The sequence below is a fragment of the Paenibacillus chitinolyticus NBRC 15660 genome (genome assembly GCF_000739915.1).
In the GTDB taxonomy this organism is placed as follows: Bacteria; Bacillota; Bacilli; order Paenibacillales; family NBRC-103111; genus Paenibacillus_F; species Paenibacillus_F chitinolyticus.
In genome coordinates this window covers 40,445-62,243 of the sequence record NZ_BBJT01000011.1, presented here as the reverse complement: position 1 = coordinate 62,243, position 21,799 = coordinate 40,445, and the positions used below count along the sequence as shown (strand labels likewise).

Genomic DNA, 21,799 nt, shown 5'->3' with positions numbered 1-21,799 from the left:
AGCTGCAGGAAGATTGTCCAGGTTTCCCCCCGTAAAATCCGGTTAAAAGGGCTTTGTGCTTGTTTAATAACAGATATATAATGCGGATGATTCATTTCTTCACACAACTTCATACGCCGAATTTCCGTTGGAAAACGGGGGAACCATACTTTGGGGTGAATTTTACCGCTTGTGCCTGAATCGGGCAGGGTAAATAGGGTGGCCTGTACATCCGAATCCGTCAGCTAACCTCGTAGGCGACCAGCAGGAACCATAACCGAAAGGGCAGTGGGACTCCAGTGTCTTTTTTGTGCTTCATATAGGAGGAAATTATGTGTTAAAAAAGTCGAGATTTACGCCACCGCAGATCCTCGTGCTCGGATTTGCCCTCATTATTCTCATCGGCTCAGGTCTATTGATGCTGCCGGTCTCGTCAACGGACGGGCTCCCGCTTCCGTTCATCGACGCTCTCTTCACGGCCACCTCGGCTACCTGTGTAACAGGTCTGGTCGTGGTAGACACCGGAACGCATTTTACGACGTTCGGACAAATGGTCATCATTTCGCTGATTCAAATCGGCGGCCTAGGATTCATGAGTATGGCGACGCTTTTTGCTTTCATCCTGCGCAAGAAGATATCGCTCCGCGAAAGGCTGCTGCTTCAGGAAGCCTTGAACCAGGGCAGCATGGAAGGGATCGTCCGTCTTTTCCGGAAAGTACTGATCTACTCGCTGACGATTGAGGGAATCGCGGCCGTCCTGTTTACCGCCCGCTGGTCGGTGGATCTCGGATTTCCGAAGGGGCTGTACTACGGCATCTGGCATGCCGTTTCCTTTTTCAACAATGCCGGGTTCGACTTGTTCGGTCCGATTACGGGTCCCTTCACCTCGCTGACCGCTTACGCCGGCGATTTTATTACCAATGCAGTGACGATGGCGCTTATCGTTCTGGGCGGAATCGGTTTTATCGTGATGTCCGATGTGATGGATTACCGGAAAACGAAGAGACTGACCCTTCACTCCAAGGTGGTGCTGAGCGCCACAAGCATTCTGATCGTGACCGGGGCGCTTGTTATTTTTGTCTTCGAATATTCCAATTCGAAAACGCTGGGTTCGCTGGACTTCGGCGGCAAGATTCTCGCTTCGTTTTTTCAATCGGTCACACCGCGTACGGCGGGGGCGAACACGCTTGATCTCGCTTCTCTCCGCCAAGCGTCCCAATTTTTCATGATCATTCTGATGTTTATCGGGGCTTCTCCCGGATCAACCGGGGGCGGGATCAAGACGACTACGTTTACGATGCTTGTAGGGGCCATCGTCGCGATGGTGCGGGGAAAAGAAGATATCGTCTTCTTCCGCAACCGTCTCGGCAAGGAACGCATCCTGAAGGCGATCACTTTGACGATGTTTGCACTCTTTCTTGTTATTTTCGTTACCATGCTTCTGTCTACGACGGAAGATCACGAATTTCTTATGATTTTGTATGAAGTGACCTCGGCATTCGGGACCGTAGGACTCACCCTGGGGCTGACCACGAAGCTTACCGTGTTCGGCAAGGTTATGATCGCCCTGACTATGTTCGCGGGACGTCTAGGGCCTTTGACACTTGCGTATGCGCTGCAGCCTAAAGCCGAGAAAGAACTGTACCGTTATCCCGAAGGAAAAATCACGATAGGTTAAGGAGAAACAAAACAATGGCTTTCATTCAATATGCAGTTATCGGACTCGGACGCTTCGGTTCCAGCTTGTCCCAAGAATTGACCCAACTCGGGCACGAGGTGCTGGGCATCGACAGAGACGAAGAGAAAGTGGACGAGATGAGCGACAAGCTCACCCATACCGTGGTTGCGGACGCGACGGACGAAGAGGTTCTCCGCTCGCTCGGCGTCCGTAATTTCGACTGCGCCGTCGTGGCTATCGGAGACAATATCCAGGCGAGTATCATGGCGGCGATTTTGCTTAAGGAGCTTGGCGTTAAAACGGTCGTCGCGAAGGCGTTGACCGATCAGCATGCCAAGGTGCTTGAGAAAATCGGCGTGGACCGGATTATTTTTCCCGAGCGGGATATGGGCGTGCGCGTGGCTCACCAGCTCGTGTCGCCGAACCTTCTCGATTACATCGAATTGTCCAAAAACTACACGATCGCGGAACTCGTCGTTTCCCGGCGTATTTCCGGCCTTACTCTAAAGGAACTCGATCCGAGGGCCAAGTACGGCTGCAGTATCGTCGCTATCAACAAAACGGACGACGTGATTATCGCGCCTACCGCCGAAGATGTCCTGCACGAGAAAGACGTGATGGTCGTTATCGGCACGAAAGAGCAGATCGATACGTTTGAGAGCCGCGCGATCCGCTAAGAAGCGGGAAAGGGGCGTATGCGCATGGAGAATGCTTTGACACAGCTCATTGACTATGAGCTGTATTTATTTATCCTGGTTGTGGTTCTGGGCATGCTGTTCGGCAAACTGGCGGGATGGCTGCGCCTGCCCGATGTGGCGCTTTTTCTAATCGCGGGGATGATTTTCGGACAAGCGTTTCACTGGATCGCCGAACCGAGCAGTTCGCTGACCAACCAGTTCATCCTGGTCGTAGGCTCCACGCTCATTCTGTTCGACGGAGGGCGCAATATCCGGCTGAGCGGGCTGAAGCATGTCTGGATCTCCGTCACGCTGCTGAGCATACCGGGCGTCATCCTTACGTGCGGGGCGGTCGCCGCCGCTTCCCACTGGTTTCTCGGTTTGCCCTGGCTGCATGCGCTCCTGCTCGGGGCTATCATTTCTTCCACCGATCCGGCTACGCTCATTCCCGTGTTCAAGCAGGTGAGAATCCGGACCAAGGTACGCGAGACGGTGGAGAGCGAATCGGCATTCAATGACGCCACGGGCTCCATTCTTACCTTCTCGCTGATTGCTATTCTTCTGGGAACGGAGCACGTATCCGCCGCTTCAGGGGCATGGCAGTTCGTGAAAACCGCGCTGGGCGGGCTGGCGGTCGGCGCCATTATCGGGTATGCGGGAGCCTTCCTGACCGCACACGTGAAAATCGGCTTTCTGCGCGATTACGCGACGATTCTGATGCTGGCGGCGGCTCTCGGCTCTTATCTGGCGGGTGAACATCTGGGGGTCAGCGGTTTTATGGCGACGTTCACGGCCGGGCTGATCTGGGGCAATTCCGACGTCTTTAAGCTGCATATGGAGGATAAAAAGCAGGAAATGACGCATTTCTCGGAAAATGTGACCGTTCTGATGCGGATGCTGATTTTTATCCTGCTCGGCAGCCAGGTCAATTTTCCGCTGCTGCTCAAGTATTTGTGGCCGAGTCTCGGCATCATTTTCGTGTTCATGTTCATCGCCCGTCCGCTGGTGGTGCTTCTCTGCACGCTGCCGGACCGCAAAGCGAAATGGACTTGGAGAGAGATTGTCTTCATGTTCTGGGTGAGGGAAACAGGCGTGATTCCGGCCGCGCTTTCCGGCATGGTGGCGGGGCTGGGCATCGCTCATGCGGATCTGATCGCTTCCGTTACGTTTATGGCGGTGCTGATCACCATCCTGTTCCAGGCGAGCACCACGGCCTTTGTGGCGCGTAAGCTGGGCCTTGAAGAGGACAGCGGCGGCGGAGGTGCGCATGGCGTACCGTCCGCGAAGCCGGGATCTCATTAATTGGAAGAAACTTTTTTTTGGACGATAAAAAATGGAAACCGCCTATGCAAGCATAGGCGGTTTTTTGATGAAAAAAAGAGCCTCGCCAGGCCTTGCAGGGCCGGGAGGTTCCGTGCAACCCGGCAGCGGAGGCACTACTGGCGGCTCTGTGGAGTATCAGACGGGGTATGACGGGTTGGCCGTTCGGGCCGTCATAGCCGTCATGCGGGCATAGCCGCATAACGCGGTCCAAGCGCTCGCGCGGCAGCGGCCTCTGCCCGGGCTCGGCTTACTGGCTTAAGCCTGCGAAATGCGCCTTGGCCTTGCGGATAAAATGCGCGACCGCCTCGTTCTGGTGAGTTTCCTTCACGAAAATGAGCGAGGTGGTCCGCGGCGTATTCATAAGTTCGGGCAGTTCGCGGACGCAGAGCCCGTCATGATCGGACGAATGGTCGTGCAGGTACGATCTCGGCAGCAGCGTAGCCGCCTGGCACGTAACGACGAGACGCATGATCGCCTCGAACGAGTCGATCTCCATTTTGACGTCCGGAAAAATGAAAAAGCGGTGAAACAGCTCGTCGGTAAGCACCCGGTACCAGGTGCCTTTAGAGAAGAGGATCATCGAGAGGCCGTTCAGATCGGCGATGGACAGCTCCTCGCGTTCCAGGTAAGGATGACCCTGCGGCAGCACCAGACAGAGATGATCGTCGAAAAGAGGCTCGCAGGCGAGTCCTGGCTGGTCGATGGAGGAGGCGACGAGGCCGATGTCAACTTTCTTCTCCTTGACCATCATGACGATCTCGTGAGTTTTGCCGGTCAGAGCTTTCATGTCCGTAGACGGATATTCCGCCAGGTACATCGTCACAAGCTCGGGAAGCGTGGTCTGCAGGGTGGTCAGACTGGCTCCGATGGTGAGGCTCATATGGCGCCCGGCGGTCTTATATTCGTACAAGGTCTGCAGGAAGCGGCGTTCGCCCTGTCTCTGCTCCAGCGCATACTCGTATGCGATTTCGCCGGCCCGGGTTAAATCAAGGCGCTTCCCCTTGCGGGAAAAGAGCTGGACGCCGAGCTGCTCCTCCAGCTTCATGATCTTGCGCGATAAGGCAGGCTGCGACAAATTTAGCACCTGCGACGCTTTATTCAAGCTGGCCTGTTCGACAACGACAGCAAAAACGTCGAGATGTTCCATAATTCGTGCCTCCCCGGGGTTTAAATTCTTCTTATTATGCAAAAATATTATAATGAATATAAAAAAACAGCAATTCCATTATAAGCGATAAAGAGGTACGATGTATATGTCACCAGTTGTTCACAAAAAATTCGGCCCATTGTCGCTAATCCGAGGCAGGAAAAAGCGATGAGTGTGCCTTTTTTGGCGGTTGACGGTCCCCGGACAGGGGAGTACAATGGAATTTGGTTTTGTCTGGAATTGTCGAGACGTATCATGTCGAGGCGAAAATTTGAGGGGGGAAGCATCACTAATGGGCAAGAACTCGTATTTTAACCGCAAGCTGCATTCCTTGCTTGGCGTTATTCCGGTTGGTTTCTTCTTGATCGAGCATTTGCTTACCAACTTTGAAGCAACTAAGGGACCCGAAGCGTTTGTGGATCAAATCAACTGGCTGAACAGCCTGCCGCTCGTGCTTGTGCTCGAGATCGTCGGGATCTGGATTCCGCTCCTGTACCATGCCGTTTACGGCCTGTACGTAGCGTTTACGGCCCGCAACAACGTAAGCCGTTACGGCTATTTCCGCAATCAGATGTTTTTATGGCAGCGGATCACGGGGGTTCTTACCTTCCTGTTCGTAGCATGGCATTTCTTTGAAACGCGTTTTCAAGTGGCAATCGGCAACGTAGAGCATGAACGCTTAGGACAGACGATGCATGACATCGTATCTCAGCCTCTTTTGCTGACCATATACGTAATCGGCGTTATCGCCGCGTCTTTCCATTTTACAAACGGCATGTGGTCGTTCCTTGTCAGCTGGGGCATCACGGTGGGCCCACGCGCCCAACGCGTATCTTCCTATATCTGGATCGGCTTGTTCCTTGTCATGTCCGTAATGTTCATCGCATCTCTCGTAGCATTTAAAGACCCGCAATTTCAGGAGCTTCCTGTCGTTAGCGGAATGATCGGAGGGGTGACCAGCAATGGCTAATTCAAAAGTAATTGTCGTCGGCGGCGGTCTGGCCGGCCTGATGGCAACCATTAAGGCAGCGGAAGCGGGTGTGCCCGTACAGCTTTTCTCCCTGGTTCCTGTAAAACGTTCCCACTCCGTGTGCGCCCAAGGCGGCATCAACGGTGCGGTTAATACGAAAGGTGAAGGCGACTCCACTTGGGAGCACTTTGACGATACGGTATACGGCGGCGACTTCCTCGCCAACCAACCGCCGGTTAAGGCGATGTGCGACGCGGCTCCCGGCATCATTCACTTGATGGACCGGATGGGCGTTATGTTCAACCGGACACCGGAAGGTCTTCTGGATTTCCGCCGTTTCGGCGGCACGAAATACCACCGTACGGCATTTGCCGGCGCTACGACAGGCCAGCAGCTGCTGTATGCGCTCGACGAGCAGGTCCGCCGCTTCGAAACAGCGGGACTCGTAACGAAGTTCGAGCACTGGGAATTCCTCGGCGCGGTTATCGACGACGACGGCGTTTGCCGCGGTATTGCCGCTCAGGATCTGCGCAACATGGAAGTGCAGACTTTCTCATCCGATGCCGTCATCATGGCGACCGGCGGTCCCGGGATCATTTTCGGTAAAACAACGAACTCCGTTATTAACACTGGTACGGCGGCAAGCGCCGTGTACCAGCAGGGCGTTTACTACGCGAACGGCGAGTTCATCCAGATTCACCCGACCGCGATTCCGGGCGACGACAAGCTTCGCTTGATGTCCGAATCCGCGCGTGGTGAAGGCGGACGCGTATGGACGTATAAAGACGGCAAGCCTTGGTACTTCCTCGAAGAGAAATATCCGGCTTACGGAAACCTGGTGCCGCGTGATATCGCGACCCGTGAAATTTTCCACGTTTGTAACGACCTGAAGCTCGGCATCAACGGTGAGAACATGGTTTACCTGGATCTGTCTCACAAAGATCCGAAAGAACTGGACGTTAAGCTGGGCGGTATCATCGAAATTTACGAGAAATTCACAGGCGACGACCCGCGGAAGCTTCCGATGAAGATTTTCCCTGCGGTCCACTATTCGATGGGCGGCATCTGGGTCGATTACAACCAAATGACGAACATTCCGGGCCTCTTCGCAGCAGGCGAGTGCGATTACTCCGTTCACGGAGCGAACCGTCTCGGAGCGAACTCCCTCGTATCCGCTATTTTCGGCGGTATGGTGGCGGGTCCTAAAGCAATCGAATATATCCAAGGTCTCGACAAGCACGTGGAAGATATGTCCACCGCTATGTTCGACCGCGAGAAGCAGAAGCACACCGATCGTTATGAAAGCCTGCTTAAAATGGACGGCAAGGAAAATGCTTACGTCATCCATAAAGAGCTCGGCGAGCTGATGACTTCGAGCATGACTGTCGTGCGTTACAACAAGAATCTTGAAGAAACGATCGTCAAGATTAAAGAATATAAAGAACGTTTCCAGAATATCAACATGACGGATACGGCCCGCTGGAACAACCAGGGTGTCGCCTTCACGAGACAACTCTGGAACATGCTCGAACTTTCCGAAGCGATGACGCTGGGCGCTCTTCTGCGTAACGAGAGCCGCGGCGCTCACTACAAGCCGGAGTTCCCGGAACGCGATGACGATAACTTCCTGAAGACCACCAAAGCCAAGTGGACTCCTGAAGGCCCGGTTATCGAATACGAGGACGTAGACGTATCGCTTATCGCACCGCGTAAACGCGATTACACTACGGACAAGAAGAAGAAAGAGAAAGAGGGAGGGCATTGATCATGGCCGAAGCGCAAACTGCAGTACCAAGCAAAACGGTCAAGTTTATCGTCACCCGTCAAGACAGCCCGGAATCGGCTCCTTACAAAGAGGAGTTTGAAATCCCCTACCGTCCGAATATGAACGTGATCAGCGCTTTGATGGAAGTCCAGCGCAATCCGAAAACAGCGGACGGCGGCGAAACGACTCCGGTTTGCTGGGAGTCCAACTGTCTTGAGGAAGTATGCGGCGCCTGCTCCATGATCATCAACGGCAAAGCGCGTCAAGCCTGCGCTGCCTTGATCGACAAGCTGGAACAGCCGATCCGCGTAGAACCGATGCGTACGTTCCCGGTCGTAAGAGACCTGGTTATCGACCGCACCCGGATGTTCAACGCCCTCAAGAAAGTGAAAGCGTGGATTCCGATCGACGGTACGTACGATCTGGGTCCCGGACCGCGTATGGCGGAATCGAAGCGTCAATGGGCTTACGAGCTTTCCAAGTGCATGACGTGCGGCGTATGTCTGGAAGTTTGCCCGAACGTAAACGAGAAGACAAGCTTCATCGGTCCTGCCGCGGTTTCCCAAGTCCGCCTGTTCAACTCTCACCCTACAGGTGAAATGAACAAGGACGAGCGTCTCGATACGCTGATGGAAGACGGAGGCATCGAGGGCTGCGGTAACTCGCAGAACTGCGTGCGTTCCTGTCCGAAAGGCATTCCGCTCACGACTTCCATCGCGGAAATGAACAAGGACACCACGAAACGTCTGTTCAAAAAATGGTTGGGCATGTAAGCACACCGACCTGGCATATTATGAAATATACGGCACTTCCGCGCAGCACTTCCGCGCGGAAGTGCTTTTGTTATGAAAAGAAAACCTGCGGCATGCTAATGAAATAAAGCGTTCCACGCGTTAAGTTCAGAAAGAGAGAAGGGGACCAACATCATGTGGAAAGCCATTATTCTGGTATTCCTGGGAGCATGCAGTTACGGGATGCTCTCTACGTTCGTTAAATTCGCGTATGAGGCGGGTTTCGAGCCGGGTGAGGTGGTAGGCGCCCAAAACTTATTCGGCACGCTGATCTCGCTCGTACTCGTTCTGACGCTCTCCCGCCATAAAATGAAGCCGGGGCAATGGGTGCCTCTGCTTATGGTAGGCCTGACAACCGGTTCGACCGGCATTTTATATTACAATTCCCTGCAGACGGTTCCGGCCTCCATCGCCATCGTGCTGCTGTTCCAGTTCACCTGGATCGGCGTCATTCTGGAAGCAGTGCTGGAACGTAAAAGACCGAGCCGAGCGAAGGCGGTCTCCCTCGTGCTGCTCCTGATCGGAACGGGGCTGGCATCCGGCGTGGCCGATCTCGGCTCCATCGATTTACCTGTAATCGGAGTGGTGCTTGGCCTGCTGTCCGCCGTGACGTACACCGGTTTTATTTATTTCAGCGGCAAGGTGAGCACGGAAGTTCCGGCTATCAACCGGACCTTGATGATGAATATGGGAGGTCTTCTTCTCGTATTCGTTTATCATACGCCGAGTTTTATATGGAACGGCGCGCTTGTAGAGGGACTCTGGAAATATGCGCTGCTCGTCGGAGTATTCGGGATCGTGATTCCGACCGTATGCTTTAACTACGGCATGCCGAAGCTGGGTACGGGTCTGGGGTCCATTCTCGGGGCGGCCGAGCTGCCTGTAGCTGTCGTGCTTTCGGCATCCGTACTCCAGGAAAGCGTATCTTTGGTGCAGTGGGCGGGTGTCCTGCTCATCCTTTTCGGAATCGCATATCCTCACCTGCGGAGAGGAAAAGCCGGAGAGCTTAAGCCGATTTGATCGGGCTGCAGCCGCTCGGCTCTCGCTAATAAAAACAGATAAAGAGCCGGAACGCATAAGCGTTTCGGCTCTTTTCTGTGCAAGGAGGAACTTTATCTTTATGAAAGGAAGGTTGCGGCTCGCGGGGATGGAAAATTATTTTCGCCGCATCGCCGCAACAGCTCATTCGCTGCATCTGGCGTCTGCTGCCCGCAGCCTCGGCCTGCAACCGCGGGCACGTCCTTACAGGTCGTTCGTCAGCACGACCTTGCCGATCGCGCTGCCCGACTCCAGGCGGCGGTGAGCCCCCGCCGCGTCCCGGAACGTATACCGCGTCTCGTCCAGCAGCGGGCGCAGATGGCCTTCGTCTGCCAGTCGCGCCAGACGCTCCAGCGTCTCGCCCTGGTGCTTGCGGCCGACGCCGGTCAGAAGCGGCAGCACGGTGAACACCACGTGCAGCGTCAACCCCTTCGCATGAAGCGGGCTGAGATCATGCGTGGAGCGGGCGGCGATGGCGACGACATGGCCGCCTGTGCGCGCGGCGGCGAAGGAACGGTCGAGGTTGTCTTTCCCGACCGTGTCGAACACGACGCCGAAGCCTTGGCCGCCATCGGAGCATCTGCGGACGTAATCTTCTACCGGTTCCGTCCGGTAGTCGATGACGCCGTCTGCGCCCAGCCGCGAAGCGATGTCCAGCTTCGCGCCAGAGGATGCCGTCGCGAAGACGTCGGCGCCGCCCCATTTCGCGAGCTGGATCGCGATGTGGCCGACGCCGCCAGCGGCGGCATGCACGAGAACCTGCTGGCCAGGCTGAAGCCGCGCCCGGTCGAACAGGCCCTGCCAGGCGGTGAGCGCCACGACGGGCAGGGCAGCCGCCTCGCTCATCGAGAGCGAGGCGGGCTTGCGGGCGATGAGCTCCGCATCGGCCAGCATGTATTCGGCGAGTGCGCCGCCGAAGCCCTTGAAGCCGCCGGCAAGGCCGTACACTTCGTCGCCGGGCCGGAACTTCGTCACGCCTTCGCCCACGGCTTCGACGGTGCCCGCTACATCGCCGTGCAGGACCGCGGGAGCAGGCGGAGCGAGATTCGGCATCAGGCCTTGGCGGATCCGTGCGTCGATCGGATTCACGCTGCTGGCGGCGACACGGATAAGCACGTGTCCGGGCCGGACGGCGGGGGTCGGAATTTCTCCGATGGAGAACGATTCCGGTGCGCCGAATGTTTCGAGAAGAACTGCTTTCATGGGGAGCACCTCCGATAGGTTGACTGGTATGGGTACATTAGTTCCATTATAAAACACCCGGCACGAGAATGGTACAAGCCCGGCTAAAGCGAAAAACACCGGAACCCTTGCAGGGGATTCCGGTGTTTGCGCGCCAATTCGACTCACGTCATGGCTTGTTTCTGGACGGGAATCAGAGAATCTTCCTGATGCTTCTCTTCCCGGTGTTTGAGAAATTCCCGGCCGTATTCGCCGTGAGGATGAATACCCGCATGCTCCATCTGAATGGTGGAATGCGTAATGCCGTATTTTTCCTTCAGTGTTTCGTTAATGGCGAGGATGATACAGAACGGCTGGATTTTGTCGTCGATAAAAACGTGTGCGGTCAGAGAGTAATGATCCGTCGAGATCGCCCAGAGGTGCATTTCATGCACATCTTCGACCCCTTCGACATTGCCGATATCGCGGCGGATTTCCTCCAGATTGAACTTGGCGGGAACGGATTCCATCAGAATGAGGTAAGATTCCTTAATGATCCGGCTGCCTCCGATGAAAATAATGCAGCTGATTACGATACTGATCAAAGGATCGAACCACAGCATTCCCGTAAAATAAATGATAATCGCCGAAATAATGACCCCTACGGAACTGAGCAGGTCTCCGATAAAATGCCACAAGGCACTCTGGACATTGAGATTCTCCTCTTCTTCCATACTGCGGTGCAGGACCAGCGTAAGCACCAGATTGACCACGAACCCGATGGAGGAGATGATGAGCATAAGTTTGAAATCAATGTTCTGCGGCTCGTAAAACCGCTTGATTCCCTCGATAAGGATTCCGATGGCGATCACGGCCAAGGCAAGCCCGTTAAGGAAAGAGGCAATGATTTCGAACCGCAGAAAGCCGAATGTATAGCGGCTGTTAGGTTTCCGGGAGGCGAGGTAAATGGCGGTCATGCTGAGTCCGAGCGCAATGACGTCTGAGATCATATGCGCGGAATCCGAGAGCAGGGCGAGGGAGTTCGACATAATCCCCCCGACAACTTCAACAATGGTGAAAAATAAGGTGAGGAGAAGGGTAATCCACAGCGTACGCTTGGACGTGGATTGTTCTTTCACATGGTCAAGATGGTGAAAATCGGTCATGGCTTATACCTGCTTTCCGGCTTTTTTATATGGACGAACGGACGATAGTAGACGTTTCACTAGGTTGTTCTGTTGGAATTATACGTCACGTCCCGGAATCCTGCAACGGCTGATCTATGAAAAAGCAAAAGCGGATTTTTTATAGGCGAATGCTGACGAAACCGGGGAAGTTGCCGTCGGAATTTTAGAGAACGCTTTCAATTTTGTTACATAAATGAAATATTTCTGTTACGTTCCTATAATGTAAGGGAGGTATTATAATAACCAAGACCCCCTTTTTAATATACAACGTTTCAGGCTTACCCCGTTGGTAAGCCTGCTTTTTTTGTCTGGAGACTTGCCGCTTACGCCGCAATGTATCCGGAAACCGCAGTATGAGCACGATGCATCCTGTTTGGAACTGTACCTGATCTTGCAGACGTATTTTTCCCGTATGATCTCCGTTGGGACGGCGAAGCTATTTCAAGCAGTCCGACCCGATGACGCGTGCAGGGAACTTTCGGCTTTATGGGTCGACTTCCTACGGATCATCCGGAATCACAGCTCCCGGAATTAAACAAAACCGGCCGATTGACGGCCGGTTTTCTTATGTCTTTTTATGAAATGCGACGGTATTACAGGGTAACGAGAACCCGTTCTTTATTGCGGAAGAAACACCATTCTTTAAACCCGATTTCTTTCAGTCGTTTGCTTACGAGTTCGAAGTCGTCGCCGACACGCTGGGGAACATGAGCGTCTGAGCCGAAAGTGACTTTAACTCCGTAATGGAGGGCGCGTTCCAGAATAAGATCGGACGGATACCACCCGCCTACGGTTTTGGTTTTGCCGGAAGTGTTGATTTCGATCGCCACATCCTCATCCGCGATGACTTTCAAGGTTTCGTCCACTTTGGGTGTCGGAATGTCCGAGAAAGCGGGATAGAATCCTTTCATCGCATCGATATGACCCAGTATCTGAAACAATCCGGCTCTTGCCGATTGCTGGATCAGATCGTAGTAGGTCTCTTTATGGACGATATGCTCAGCGTCGTCAAGCCCTTTCCACCGGTTCTTGTTAAAAATGCTGACGCCGCCGGACAGGTGGACCGAACCTATAATATAGTCGAACGGGTATTTCTCATACATGGAACGGTACAGGTCCAGATGCTCCGGGAAAAAGTCGGATTCGACGCCGAGCAGCACTTCGATTTTGTCTGCATATTCTTTCTTCAGGCCGAGCACTTCTTCCACATAGGCGGCGAAGGCGCTTTTGGCCATGGCGATTCCGGGAAACAACTGGTCCTGCTCGCTGTAAAAATAAGGGGAATGATCGGAGATGCCGATCACGGACAAGCCCGCATCCACCGCCGCGTCTACGTAGTGACGGATGGTCCCCGTTGCATGCCCGCATCTTTCATTGTGCGTATGAAGATCGAATTTCATAAGTAGCCCTCCTATTCGGAACCGAGAAATTGGGTTTCCGGCATTCCTTTCAAATCCTGCAGGAACTGGTGCATCGCGGAGTTGAGGTAGCGGCCGGATTTGTATACAACGCCGACGGGATGAGTGATATCTAACTCGTCTACTTTCACCATTTTCAGCGTACCGTGGTCGAGATCGTTGACGACAGACAATTTCGAGATGATAGCGGCGCCGAGATTCAGCTCGACCATCCGTTTTACTTCCTCGCTGCTCGACAGCTCCATCACGATTTGGGGGTTGATATCGTACGTTTTGAACACCTGATCGACGAATCGGCGCCCCGCCGTTTCCGGGGATAGCATGATAAAGGGCAGATTGCGCAGCTTCTCGATGGAAATGTGAGAGTACCGGCTTAACGGGTGACTGGTGGATACGATGAGCTCGAACGTGTCGTAATACAGGACGGAAGCCTCCAGAGACGGATACTTTTCGTAGAGATACGAAATTCCGATATCTACACTGCCGTTGTCGACACTGGCCATAATTTGCGAAGAGGTCATGGAATGAATGGTGGTTTTGATTAAAGGGAACTGATCCTGAAAATAAAACAGCACTCGCGGTAAAATTTGCATGGCAATGGACGTGGTCGTCCCGATATGGATATGGCCTTGGGGAGTCTGGCTCAGATCGGCCAGCCGTTGTTTCAAATCCTCGACAGTGCGGAGGATTCTTTCGGCGTGCTCCAGGAACAGCTTGCCGCTGTCCGTCAGCGTCACAGGCTGGTTGCGGTCGATCAGAATCGTCCCGAACTCCTCTTCCAAGCTTCTAATCTGCGCAGACACGGCCGGCTGCGTCAGGTTAAGAAGTTCGCCTGCCTTACGGAAACTCATCGTCTTGGAAATCGTGATGAGCGTCTCCAATTGATTGAGATTCATGGGCAGCCCTCCGATTATAAGTAAAATTTATCGAAACATATAACGAGATAACTTAATTTTCTTTTTATTATAAAGGAAGGCCGAGGAGAGTTCAAATGATCGGGTGTAAATAAATGACAATCGGTTTTGCGGAATCCTTTTAATTCCGGTTACAAAAAGAAGGGAGAAACGGGCCTCTTTGTTAAGGCGAGGTTCCCATTTCTCTGTAGTAAAGGGAGTTGTCCGATGCTCGGGCTTTCGGGCCGGGCTATTTCATAAGACTGTTCCAAAAATGAGGCAGGTCGCGGCAAATCAGATCCGGCTCGTTCCCGGACTTCGAAATGTGCTCCCGGACATTCGCCTCCGTGGCAAGACCTGTCAGCACGAGAGCCGTCCGGCAGCCGGCCGCTATCCCGCCGCCGATGTCCGTTGCGGTATTGTCGCCGATCACCCACGTGTCTTTCGCCTGCAGCTCCAGCCGGGCCAGGGCATAGTTCATAATGACCGGCGACGGCTTGCCGATGACGACCGGGTTGGCGCCGGAAGCGGTCCGGATGAGGGCGCCGATGGAGCCGGCTCCGGGAATCAGGCCGCTGTCGGACGGGAGCAGGTGATCCGGGTTCGTCAGGATGTACCGGGCGCCGCCCAGCAGGTGCTTGACCGCCGACGCCAGCTTGTCGTAGCTCAACTGCCGGTCGATACCCTGAACGACATAATCCGGCTCCTTGTCGGTGAGTTCGAACCCGGCTTCCAGCAGAGCGCTCTGCAGTCCTTCTTCGCCGATGCAGTAGACGCGATTGCCGCTTCCGTGTTCGAGCAAATACTGAGCGGAAGCCATTGCCGTCGTGTACACCCGGTCGGGCCCGACTTCTATGCCCATCCCGTTTAAATGGCCGGCTACATGTTCCGGGGAGCGGGACGAATTATTGGTCACAAGGAGGTAAGGGAGGCTGTTCTTATTGAGCAGATCCACAAACTCCTTCGCGCCCGGTATGGCTTCGTTTCCTTTGTACAGGGTGCCATCCAAATCAATCAAAAATCCGTGCATGCTATTGTTCACCTCACCTTTCATCGTACCAAACGGAATGCTTCCTCACAAGCGCGGTCATTTATGACGTGCAAAGAGGCCCGGCGGCGTCTAATCCGGTAAAAGACTGACTGGCTCCAATCCCCGCGGTGCCGGAAAATCTCAGAAAGGGGAAATAGGACCGCCGCGCGATTCTTTTCCTGTTCGGCCCCGCTTTATAGGTCCAATGATAAAAAAGACTCAAAACCGACATGGACAAAATAGGACAAAAGAAGTATACGGACAGCGAATTTTACTATATAATGTAGAAAAATGTGTAAGTTTGGTTCGAAAAAAATCCGACATGAGTGCCTAAACCGGAGAAACGGTTTTAACGCCTTGTGAAATAATTTTGTTCCTATATGTTGGTAAAGGGGTTAAAGAGCACATGAAAGCGGAGTACATCAATCCTTTTCTGGAATCCGCGCGGATTGTCATCGAACAAGTCGCGAACGTGCGTCCGACTACCGGTAAATTATCTGTTAAGGATATTTACTTTATCGAACGTTATGTATGGATACAAATCGGTATGACCGGTCAAATGCAGGGAAACATACGCTTCGGTTTTGAAGAATCGACGGCGCTGCGGATGGTTTCCGCTATGATGGGCGGATTTATTTTGACCGAGCTGGACGAAATGGGACACAGTGCGATTTCCGAACTCGGAAACATGATCAGCGGCAATGCCAGCACGATTTTGTACAATCAGGGAATCAAGGTTGACATTACACCTCCCAAGGTCGTTACGGGAGATATCCATGAGGTGGATGCACTGAAAGCGCTGACGGTTCCTTTGCTTATGGACGGAATCGGAGAATTGGATATTCAGGTTCTTCTCGCTTAGCTAAACCGGACCGAGCCGGAGAACCGCGATAAGACTGCTTCTATAGAAGCGGTCTTTTTTGAGTTTAAGCGATAATTGGGTGTAAAGGGAGCTCTGGAAAAACGCCCGCCTCCGTCTGGTGAAGAAAAGCCGCGTAAGGTATACTAAGCCTACAAGCGTTATCGGAAGGGGAAAAGCACATCCATGAATATAGCAGGCAAAGTAGTCGTCGTCACCGGAGCCTCCAGCGGAATAGGCGCGCAGACCGCGCGGGCGTTGGCGCAGCGTGGAGCGGTGCCCGTTCTGATGGCACGCTCGAGGGACAAGCTGGAGCGGCTGGCGGCAGAGATCGGCGGATGCGGCGTGTACCGGCTCGATGTGCAGGATACGGCCGAAGTGAACCGGGTTTTCGCCGAAGTTTTCGCCGAGTACGGGCGGATTGACGTTCTCGTCAATAACGCGGGGTTCGGAGTATTCGAACGGTTTCTGGACGCTCCGCTGGAGCAGTTCGAAGAGATGATGGACGTGAATTACATGGGCATCGTCCGCTGCACGAAAGCGGTTCTTCCGGCCATGGTCAAATCGGGCTCGGGCCACATCGTCAATATCGCTTCGATGGCCGGCAAAATCGGATCGGCCAAGTCCTCCGGATATTCCGCGACGAAGCACGCCGTGCTCGGCCTGACAAACTCGCTCCGCCAGGAGCTGGCGGGAACCGGTGTCCGGCTCAGCGCCGTTAATCCGGGCCCGATCGACACCCCGTTCTTCGAACGGGCGGACCCTACGGGGAATTACGTCAAGAACATCAGTTGGTTCATGCTGAAGCCGGAGCGGGTGGCCGAAGCGATCATTCGCGCGGTCGAGAAAGAGAAGGCGGAGATTGATCTGCCTTTTATAGCGGGAATCGGCACGAAGTTGTATTCGCTGTTTCCACGTCTGCTGGATAAGACCGCACAGCGCATGCTGAACAAGAAATAACCCAGAAAAAAAGCGGCTCTCCTGCAGGAGAATCGCTTTTTTAATCGGTTCCATGCGGAACATGCGGAAAAACGTGCGGCGAGAAAACCGGGAACTGTTGACGCTGATCAGAAGCTCTGGTTTTGCCCGGTCGTTCTGCCGACTTCCTGGACGATTTCTTCGTCCGTTAAGCCGTGAGCGTTGATGACGGAAGCGGGGGTAGTGGCATCCGCGAAGCCCATCACGTTCTGGTCCAGACCGGAAATGACCACGCAGGACGCTCCGTCCGCCTGATTCAACGAGGTAACTTCGTAGCCGCTGCTCTGCAGGGCCTGCTTCACACTGGATAAGCTGTCTTCGACTGCGATTTTAGACATATGCCTTCGCTCCTTTATAAGGGATCTCAGGCTTATTGTGGCTGCGTAGACGACTTCTTATTCAGGTTTGCCCCGGCTTGCCTTCTGCCGCTCGTTGAGATCGCGGATTTCTTCGAAAATGGCCCGGACTTGCGCTTTGGCGTCGGGGTGCGAGCCGTTCCAGTGATTCGTGAGGGCGGGCATCGCTTTATGCAAGTGTTGATAGACGGCCCAGATTTTTATTTTCTCGCTCATTTCGGAGGAACCGTCCCCGGTCAACAGCTCGGCCGCTTTGGATACGAGGGCGTTAAACTCGTTTTCGAAATCTTGACTCATAAGATCATTCCTTCCGTATGAAAATAAGATACTTCCAGTCTATCGGAAGCCATGGGGACTGTAAAGTTTCCTTCACGAAGGGTCCGGGTCGGTCCGTAACTTCATTCAGGACATATACATACAAGGAGGCTGAACAAGCATGTCGGAATCCATTCAATCGGGGAAAAAAATCAGCACCCTCTCGCCGGTCACCTTGTCGCCTGCCGTACGCGCGGCCGGTAACGAAGCGGAAAGCCTTAAAGACGGCCGGCTCCTGGAGAGGGAGCTGCTGTCCCGGCACGCGAGAAACGTCTCGCTGTACGTCGTAACGTACGCGGCCCAGGGACTTCGCGTCAAAGGCTATCTCGCCGTGCCGGATCATGCGGAACCGCTGCCGGCTGTCGTCTACTGCCGGGGAGGCATCCGGCGCGTCGGCATGGTGCGGATCCGCCGGATCGTTTCGATGGCACGACGGGGGTATGTCGTTTTTGCGCCCTTCTACCGCGGCAACGAGGGGGGAGAAGGGCGCGAGGACTTTGCCGGAGAGGACCGGTACGATGTGTATCACGGGCTGCTGATGCTGAGGGATCTGCCCGAAGTCGCCTCCGTACCGGTCTCGATGATCGGCTTCTCCCGCGGCGCGCTTATGGCGCTGCTGGCCGCGAGAGACTGCGAGGAGGTAGGCCCCGTCGTTGTATGGGGCGGCGTCAGCGACCTTCACGACACGTACGAGGAGCGGGTCGACTTGCGGCGCATGCTCAAACGGGTCGTCGGTCATCCCCTCAAGCAGGCGGATGAGTATATCCGCAGGTCGCCGGCCAGATGGGCCGACCTTATCGAGTCTCCCGTGCTGATCGTACACGGAACCGCCGATCCGCAGGTCAACATTTCCCACGCTCACAAGCTGGCCGCCGCGCTTGAACATGCGGGCAAAGACCACACCATGCTCATATACGAAGGGCTGGAACACCGTTTTCCGAAGGAAATGGACGAAGTGGCGCTGGACGAGGTTTTCCGCTGGATAGAGCAAAAAAGAATTGAAATAGAAGGGGATAAAAGTAAAAAATAAGGAGAATAGCTTGATTTTCCTTATTTTAAATAGAAAAAAATCTCCTTTTTTAGTGAGTAGTATGGCGTTATCCCGCCTGATTTTATCCAAAATGAGACTTAGAAGCACGTTTGGATAGAAATGTAAGCTTTTTCTTTAAATATAATGATTTTTTTTGCTGTTTAATATTGTTAACTCCTTCGGTATAGCCTAATATGAGTTTTAGGAATGGTTTACATAAGGGGGATGTCTCATGTCGAAGTACATGATTCATTTGTTTACATCGAATTATTTCCACCTGGACAAAAGCCTTCAGGAAAAAATATATAAAGAATTTCATGTGATGGTATATCCGACCATTTATTTCATCCTCCAGGATCACAATTTAGTCGAGGATATCATTCAGGAATCGTTTCTCCGCGCGATCGACAAGGCTCCTCAACTGAAGGAGACGGAGAAATATGAAGGCTGGCTCAAGAAGCTGACACGCAACGTGACGCTCAACTATTTGCAGAAGCATAAGCGCAACCGCAACGAGCTGGATTCGGAGATAACGCTGACGCTGAGGGAAACGGCCCCGGCTTACGAGGCCGGCAGCACCCCGCTGGAGAAGGAAGTTGAGCTGAAGATCATGCAGGAAGCGATCAACCATTACGTGAACCAGCTCAGCCCCGCTTACCGGCAGATTCTCGCCATGAAAGTGGTTCATAACATGTCTTACAAGGAAATGGCGGAAGAGATGAACGTGACGGAAGGCGTTATCCGGCAGCGTCTGTACCGTGCGCGCGAAGCGATCCGGCAAATGCTGCTGGAAGAATGGGATTTTCTCAGATAAGCGCCCCATGCAGGCCGGATAGGGCCGCTCAGGGTGGGCAGTGCGGTCAGGCTCCGCAGCTCATCCTTTTTTGTGTGCCCCGGTTTGTTCCCGGGAGCTTCCTCGCGTATAATGTAGACAAACAACAACGGTATACAGAAAAGAGGTTCTTCATGTACGACAATTTTGAACAGCTGCAAATCGCCCCCGTCTGGGCGGAAAAGTTGAAGGAACGGGGGATAGGCAGACCGACGGCCGTTCAGGCCGAGGCAATCCCGCTCATCCTCACGGGACGGGACGCTATTGTGCAGTCGCAAACGGGAACGGGCAAAACGCTGGCTTTTCTGCTTCCGGCTCTGCAGCGGATCGATGTGAACGCGAAGCGTGTACAGGCAGCGATCATCGTGCCGACGCGCGAGCTAGGCATGCAGATTTTGCGAGTGGCGGAAGATCTGATCGGCGACGGTCCCATTAAGTGCCAAGCTCTGATCGGAGGAGCCGCTCTGGCCCGGCAGGTAGAGAAACTCAAAAAAGGCTCTCCGCACCTGATTATAGGGACTCCCGGCCGCATTAACGAGCTGATTAAGGCCCGCAAGCTGAATGTGCATCATGTGTCCATGCTGGTCGTGGACGAAGTCGATCACGTATTAGAGCTGGGCTCCATGAAGGAAGTCTATTCGATCTTTAAAGCTCTTCAGCGCTCGTCGCAGTCGCTGTTCTTCTCGGCGACCATTCCCGCGGAGATCGGACAAGCGGCGGAAAGCTTGATGAATGATCCGGCCGAGATCCGGATCAACCCGGATCAGCGTACGGCGTCCACGCTGGAGCATCTCGCTTTTAACTGCGAAGCCCGCAATAAAATCGACACGCTCCGCCGGATCATCCGTCTGTACGAGCCTCCAAAGGCGATGGTGTTCGTCAATGCGACGGCCGACGTGTCCGAAGTCGTATCGAAGCTGCAGCACCTCGGATTGTCCGTGGAGGCCCTCTACGGCGAGGCGGGCAAGCAGCAGCGGGCGAACGTCATGCAGTCGTTCCGCGAAGGCAAGTTCCAGCTGCTGCTGGCTACCGATGTCGCGGCCCGCGGGCTCGACATCGAGGAAGTGACGCATGTCATCAATCTCGACATGCCGCTTAACGCCGAGTACTACCTGCACCGTGCAGGGCGTACCGGAAGGATGGGGCGCAGCGGAACCGTGATCTCGATCGTCGCTCCGAAGGAGCGGTTCATCATCGACAAGTTCCGCAAGTCTTTGCGCATCTCCATCGACGAGAAGGAGATGTACGAGGGCCGGGTGGTCGACGCCGGCCAAGGCCCGCGCAGCGGCTTCCGCGGCGCGCCGCGCCGGGATGACGCGGGCGACGCAGCCCGCGTTTCGGGCACGGCACGGAGCGCATCCGGCGGCGAAGCGGGAGCTCGCCGCGGCGGAGCCTCCGGCGCGGGCGGGGAGCGCCTCTCCACGGATCGCCGTGGGGATAGCGGCCGCAGCGGTGCACCGGCCCGAACGGGACGCGGCAGCGCGAGCGCAGCCTCCCGCAGCGGTGCGGGCGAGGGCCGCTCCGGCGCGGCACGCGGAGATTCCGCGCAGCAGCCGGTTTCGCGCAAGGCCGCCCGCAAGCAGGAGACGGCCCAGGACCGCAAGAACAAAGGCGCGCCGAAATGGCTGAAAGCCAAAAGAGACGGAGACGGGAAATAACCGGAGCTGCAGCATTGCGTATAAGACTCCAAGCCGGTTCGGGTTGAACCGGCTTTTTCATTTGGAGTCCGCTGGGTAAATAGAAGGTACGCGTCATTACGGCAAGGAGGGAATAAACATGAAAATCATCCGGCGTATTATCGTGGTCCTGCTCGTTCTGGCCGTTGCGGCGGGGCTGGCGACCTGGGGACTCTTAACGTATATCAAACCTCAGCAGCAGCTTGATCTGGCTTATACGGAACTTTCGCTGGAAAGCCAACTGGTGGATCTTATCCGAAGCAAGAAGCCCGAGGTCCGCTTGTCCGATGAAGAACTCAATCAGCTCGGCAAAAAGGCGATCGCCAAACATGCACGGGTATCTCCCGATGTAACGATAACCGGAGCCGACTTTAAACGAAACGGCGAGAATCTGACCGCGGATGTGAATCTGGTTTGGAAAAATACCGTCCCTGTCGGGGCGCAGATGACGTTTAAACTGGCCTGGACAGGCAAAGAGCTGACCGTAACGCATACGGGCACGCATATACGGAGCTTCGAAGTGCCGCCGGGATTGGTATCCCTCGCGCCGGTTTCGATTTCGCTGGATTCGTATTTGCCTTCCATCGTGCATATCAAAGAAGTCCGCTTTGATCCCGATTTCGTCGTGATTGGTCTCACTCTCCGGTAGAGTGGGACTTTTTTTTCATCATTTTACCGGTTGCTCTTGGAACGGAC

The 21,799-nt window shown here is 54.4% G+C and carries 22 protein-coding genes and 1 riboswitch; of the genes, 14 read left to right on the top strand and 8 right to left on the bottom strand.

From position 1 onward, the window contains the following. Positions 1 to 104: 104 nt before the first annotated feature. Positions 105 to 254: riboswitch (cyclic di-AMP (ydaO/yuaA leader) on the top strand. Between the two features lie 59 nt (positions 255 to 313). From PCH01S_RS22720 to PCH01S_RS30650, 4 genes are all read left to right on the top strand, one after another. Next, the gene (locus PCH01S_RS22720; RefSeq protein ID WP_042233420.1) at positions 314 to 1,657 is read left to right on the top strand and encodes a TrkH family potassium uptake protein; all 1,344 of its coding nucleotides are present in this window, start codon (positions 314 to 316) and stop codon (positions 1,655 to 1,657) included. Between the two features lie 14 nt (positions 1,658 to 1,671). Continuing rightward, the gene (locus tag PCH01S_RS22715; protein ID WP_009676247.1) at positions 1,672 to 2,334 is read left to right on the top strand and encodes a potassium channel family protein; all 663 of its coding nucleotides are present in this window, start codon (positions 1,672 to 1,674) and stop codon (positions 2,332 to 2,334) included. A gap of 24 nt (positions 2,335 to 2,358) precedes the next feature. Beyond that, positions 2,359 to 3,636 (top strand): cation:proton antiporter, encoded by a 1,278-nt coding sequence (locus tag PCH01S_RS22710; protein WP_042233662.1) that lies wholly within the window; start codon positions 2,359 to 2,361, stop codon positions 3,634 to 3,636. Between the two features lie 67 nt (positions 3,637 to 3,703). Next, entirely contained in the window at positions 3,704 to 3,850 is a 147-nt protein-coding gene (locus PCH01S_RS30650; RefSeq protein WP_156972861.1) for a hypothetical protein, read from the top strand. Between the two features lie 54 nt (positions 3,851 to 3,904). Here PCH01S_RS30650 and PCH01S_RS22705 read toward each other — a convergent pair whose 3' ends face one another. Next, complete coding sequence (locus PCH01S_RS22705) at positions 3,905 to 4,804, bottom strand: LysR family transcriptional regulator (RefSeq protein ID WP_042233417.1); 900 nt, start codon at positions 4,802 to 4,804, stop codon at positions 3,905 to 3,907. A gap of 292 nt (positions 4,805 to 5,096) precedes the next feature. On the opposite strand from PCH01S_RS22705, the gene PCH01S_RS22700 reads away from it, so the two are divergent. From PCH01S_RS22700 to PCH01S_RS22685, 4 genes are all read left to right on the top strand, one after another. After that, the gene (locus PCH01S_RS22700; protein WP_042233415.1) at positions 5,097 to 5,774 is read left to right on the top strand and encodes a succinate dehydrogenase cytochrome b558 subunit; all 678 of its coding nucleotides are present in this window, start codon (positions 5,097 to 5,099) and stop codon (positions 5,772 to 5,774) included. Beyond that, complete coding sequence (gene sdhA, locus PCH01S_RS22695; protein ID WP_042233413.1) at positions 5,767 to 7,539, top strand: succinate dehydrogenase flavoprotein subunit; 1,773 nt, start codon at positions 5,767 to 5,769, stop codon at positions 7,537 to 7,539. Before PCH01S_RS22700 ends, sdhA begins: the two co-directional genes overlap by 8 nt. A gap of 2 nt (positions 7,540 to 7,541) precedes the next feature. After that, positions 7,542 to 8,312 (top strand): succinate dehydrogenase iron-sulfur subunit, encoded by a 771-nt coding sequence (gene sdhB, locus PCH01S_RS22690; protein ID WP_042233411.1) that lies wholly within the window; start codon positions 7,542 to 7,544, stop codon positions 8,310 to 8,312. 153 nt (positions 8,313 to 8,465) lie between these two features. Beyond that, positions 8,466 to 9,350 (top strand): EamA family transporter, encoded by an 885-nt coding sequence (locus PCH01S_RS22685; RefSeq protein WP_042233409.1) that lies wholly within the window; start codon positions 8,466 to 8,468, stop codon positions 9,348 to 9,350. 222 nt (positions 9,351 to 9,572) lie between these two features. Here the strand turns inward: PCH01S_RS22685 and PCH01S_RS22680 are convergent, their stop codons facing one another. The 5 genes from PCH01S_RS22680 to PCH01S_RS22660 all read right to left on the bottom strand — a co-directional run bounded on the left by PCH01S_RS22680 (position 9,573) and on the right by PCH01S_RS22660 (position 15,057). Beyond that, positions 9,573 to 10,571 carry a zinc-dependent alcohol dehydrogenase family protein gene (locus PCH01S_RS22680; protein ID WP_042233406.1) on the bottom strand — a complete coding sequence of 333 codons (999 nt, stop codon included), beginning with the start codon at positions 10,569 to 10,571 and terminating at the stop codon, positions 9,573 to 9,575. Between the two features lie 143 nt (positions 10,572 to 10,714). Beyond that, positions 10,715 to 11,695 (bottom strand): cation diffusion facilitator family transporter, encoded by a 981-nt coding sequence (locus PCH01S_RS22675; RefSeq protein WP_042233404.1) that lies wholly within the window; start codon positions 11,693 to 11,695, stop codon positions 10,715 to 10,717. A 614-nt stretch (positions 11,696 to 12,309) separates the two neighbouring features. After that, positions 12,310 to 13,116, bottom strand: a complete 807-nt coding sequence (locus tag PCH01S_RS22670; protein WP_042233402.1) for a histidinol-phosphatase — start codon at positions 13,114 to 13,116, stop codon at positions 12,310 to 12,312. An 11-nt stretch (positions 13,117 to 13,127) separates the two neighbouring features. Then, positions 13,128 to 14,030: a LysR family transcriptional regulator gene (locus PCH01S_RS22665; RefSeq protein WP_042233400.1), complete on the bottom strand. Its 903-nt coding sequence runs from the start codon at positions 14,028 to 14,030 to the stop codon at positions 13,128 to 13,130. Positions 14,031 to 14,277: 247 nt separating this feature from the next. Beyond that, on the bottom strand, positions 14,278 to 15,057 hold the full coding sequence (locus PCH01S_RS22660) for a TIGR01457 family HAD-type hydrolase (protein ID WP_241688735.1): 780 nt from the start codon (positions 15,055 to 15,057) through the stop codon (positions 14,278 to 14,280). 406 nt (positions 15,058 to 15,463) lie between these two features. On the opposite strand from PCH01S_RS22660, the gene PCH01S_RS22655 reads away from it, so the two are divergent. Together PCH01S_RS22655 and PCH01S_RS22650 are read left to right on the top strand one after the other, a co-directional pair. Next, a complete protein-coding gene (locus PCH01S_RS22655; protein ID WP_042233396.1) occupies positions 15,464 to 15,919 on the top strand; it encodes a chemotaxis protein CheX in 456 nt (151 codons plus the stop codon). 183 nt (positions 15,920 to 16,102) lie between these two features. Then, entirely contained in the window at positions 16,103 to 16,876 is a 774-nt protein-coding gene (locus PCH01S_RS22650; protein ID WP_042233394.1) for an SDR family NAD(P)-dependent oxidoreductase, read from the top strand. 107 nt (positions 16,877 to 16,983) lie between these two features. Here the strand turns inward: PCH01S_RS22650 and PCH01S_RS22645 are convergent, their stop codons facing one another. Both PCH01S_RS22645 and PCH01S_RS22640 read right to left on the bottom strand, forming a co-directional pair. Then, entirely contained in the window at positions 16,984 to 17,232 is a 249-nt protein-coding gene (locus tag PCH01S_RS22645; protein ID WP_042233393.1) for a YkuS family protein, read from the bottom strand. A 57-nt stretch (positions 17,233 to 17,289) separates the two neighbouring features. Next, the gene (locus PCH01S_RS22640; protein ID WP_042233391.1) at positions 17,290 to 17,547 is read right to left on the bottom strand and encodes a DUF2573 family protein; all 258 of its coding nucleotides are present in this window, start codon (positions 17,545 to 17,547) and stop codon (positions 17,290 to 17,292) included. A gap of 139 nt (positions 17,548 to 17,686) precedes the next feature. Between PCH01S_RS22640 and PCH01S_RS22635 the strand changes: the two genes are divergently transcribed. From PCH01S_RS22635 to PCH01S_RS22620, 4 genes are all read left to right on the top strand, one after another. Further along, positions 17,687 to 18,595, top strand: a complete 909-nt coding sequence (locus PCH01S_RS22635) for an alpha/beta hydrolase family protein (RefSeq protein WP_042233389.1) — start codon at positions 17,687 to 17,689, stop codon at positions 18,593 to 18,595. A gap of 232 nt (positions 18,596 to 18,827) precedes the next feature. Further along, entirely contained in the window at positions 18,828 to 19,409 is a 582-nt protein-coding gene (locus tag PCH01S_RS22630) for an RNA polymerase sigma factor (protein ID WP_009676277.1), read from the top strand. A 152-nt stretch (positions 19,410 to 19,561) separates the two neighbouring features. Next, positions 19,562 to 21,085, top strand: coding sequence for a DEAD/DEAH box helicase (locus PCH01S_RS22625; RefSeq protein ID WP_042233387.1), 1,524 nt, complete (start codon positions 19,562 to 19,564; stop codon positions 21,083 to 21,085). Positions 21,086 to 21,203: 118 nt separating this feature from the next. After that, on the top strand, positions 21,204 to 21,752 hold the full coding sequence (locus PCH01S_RS22620; protein ID WP_042233384.1) for a hypothetical protein: 549 nt from the start codon (positions 21,204 to 21,206) through the stop codon (positions 21,750 to 21,752). Positions 21,753 to 21,799: the final 47 nt, after the last annotated feature.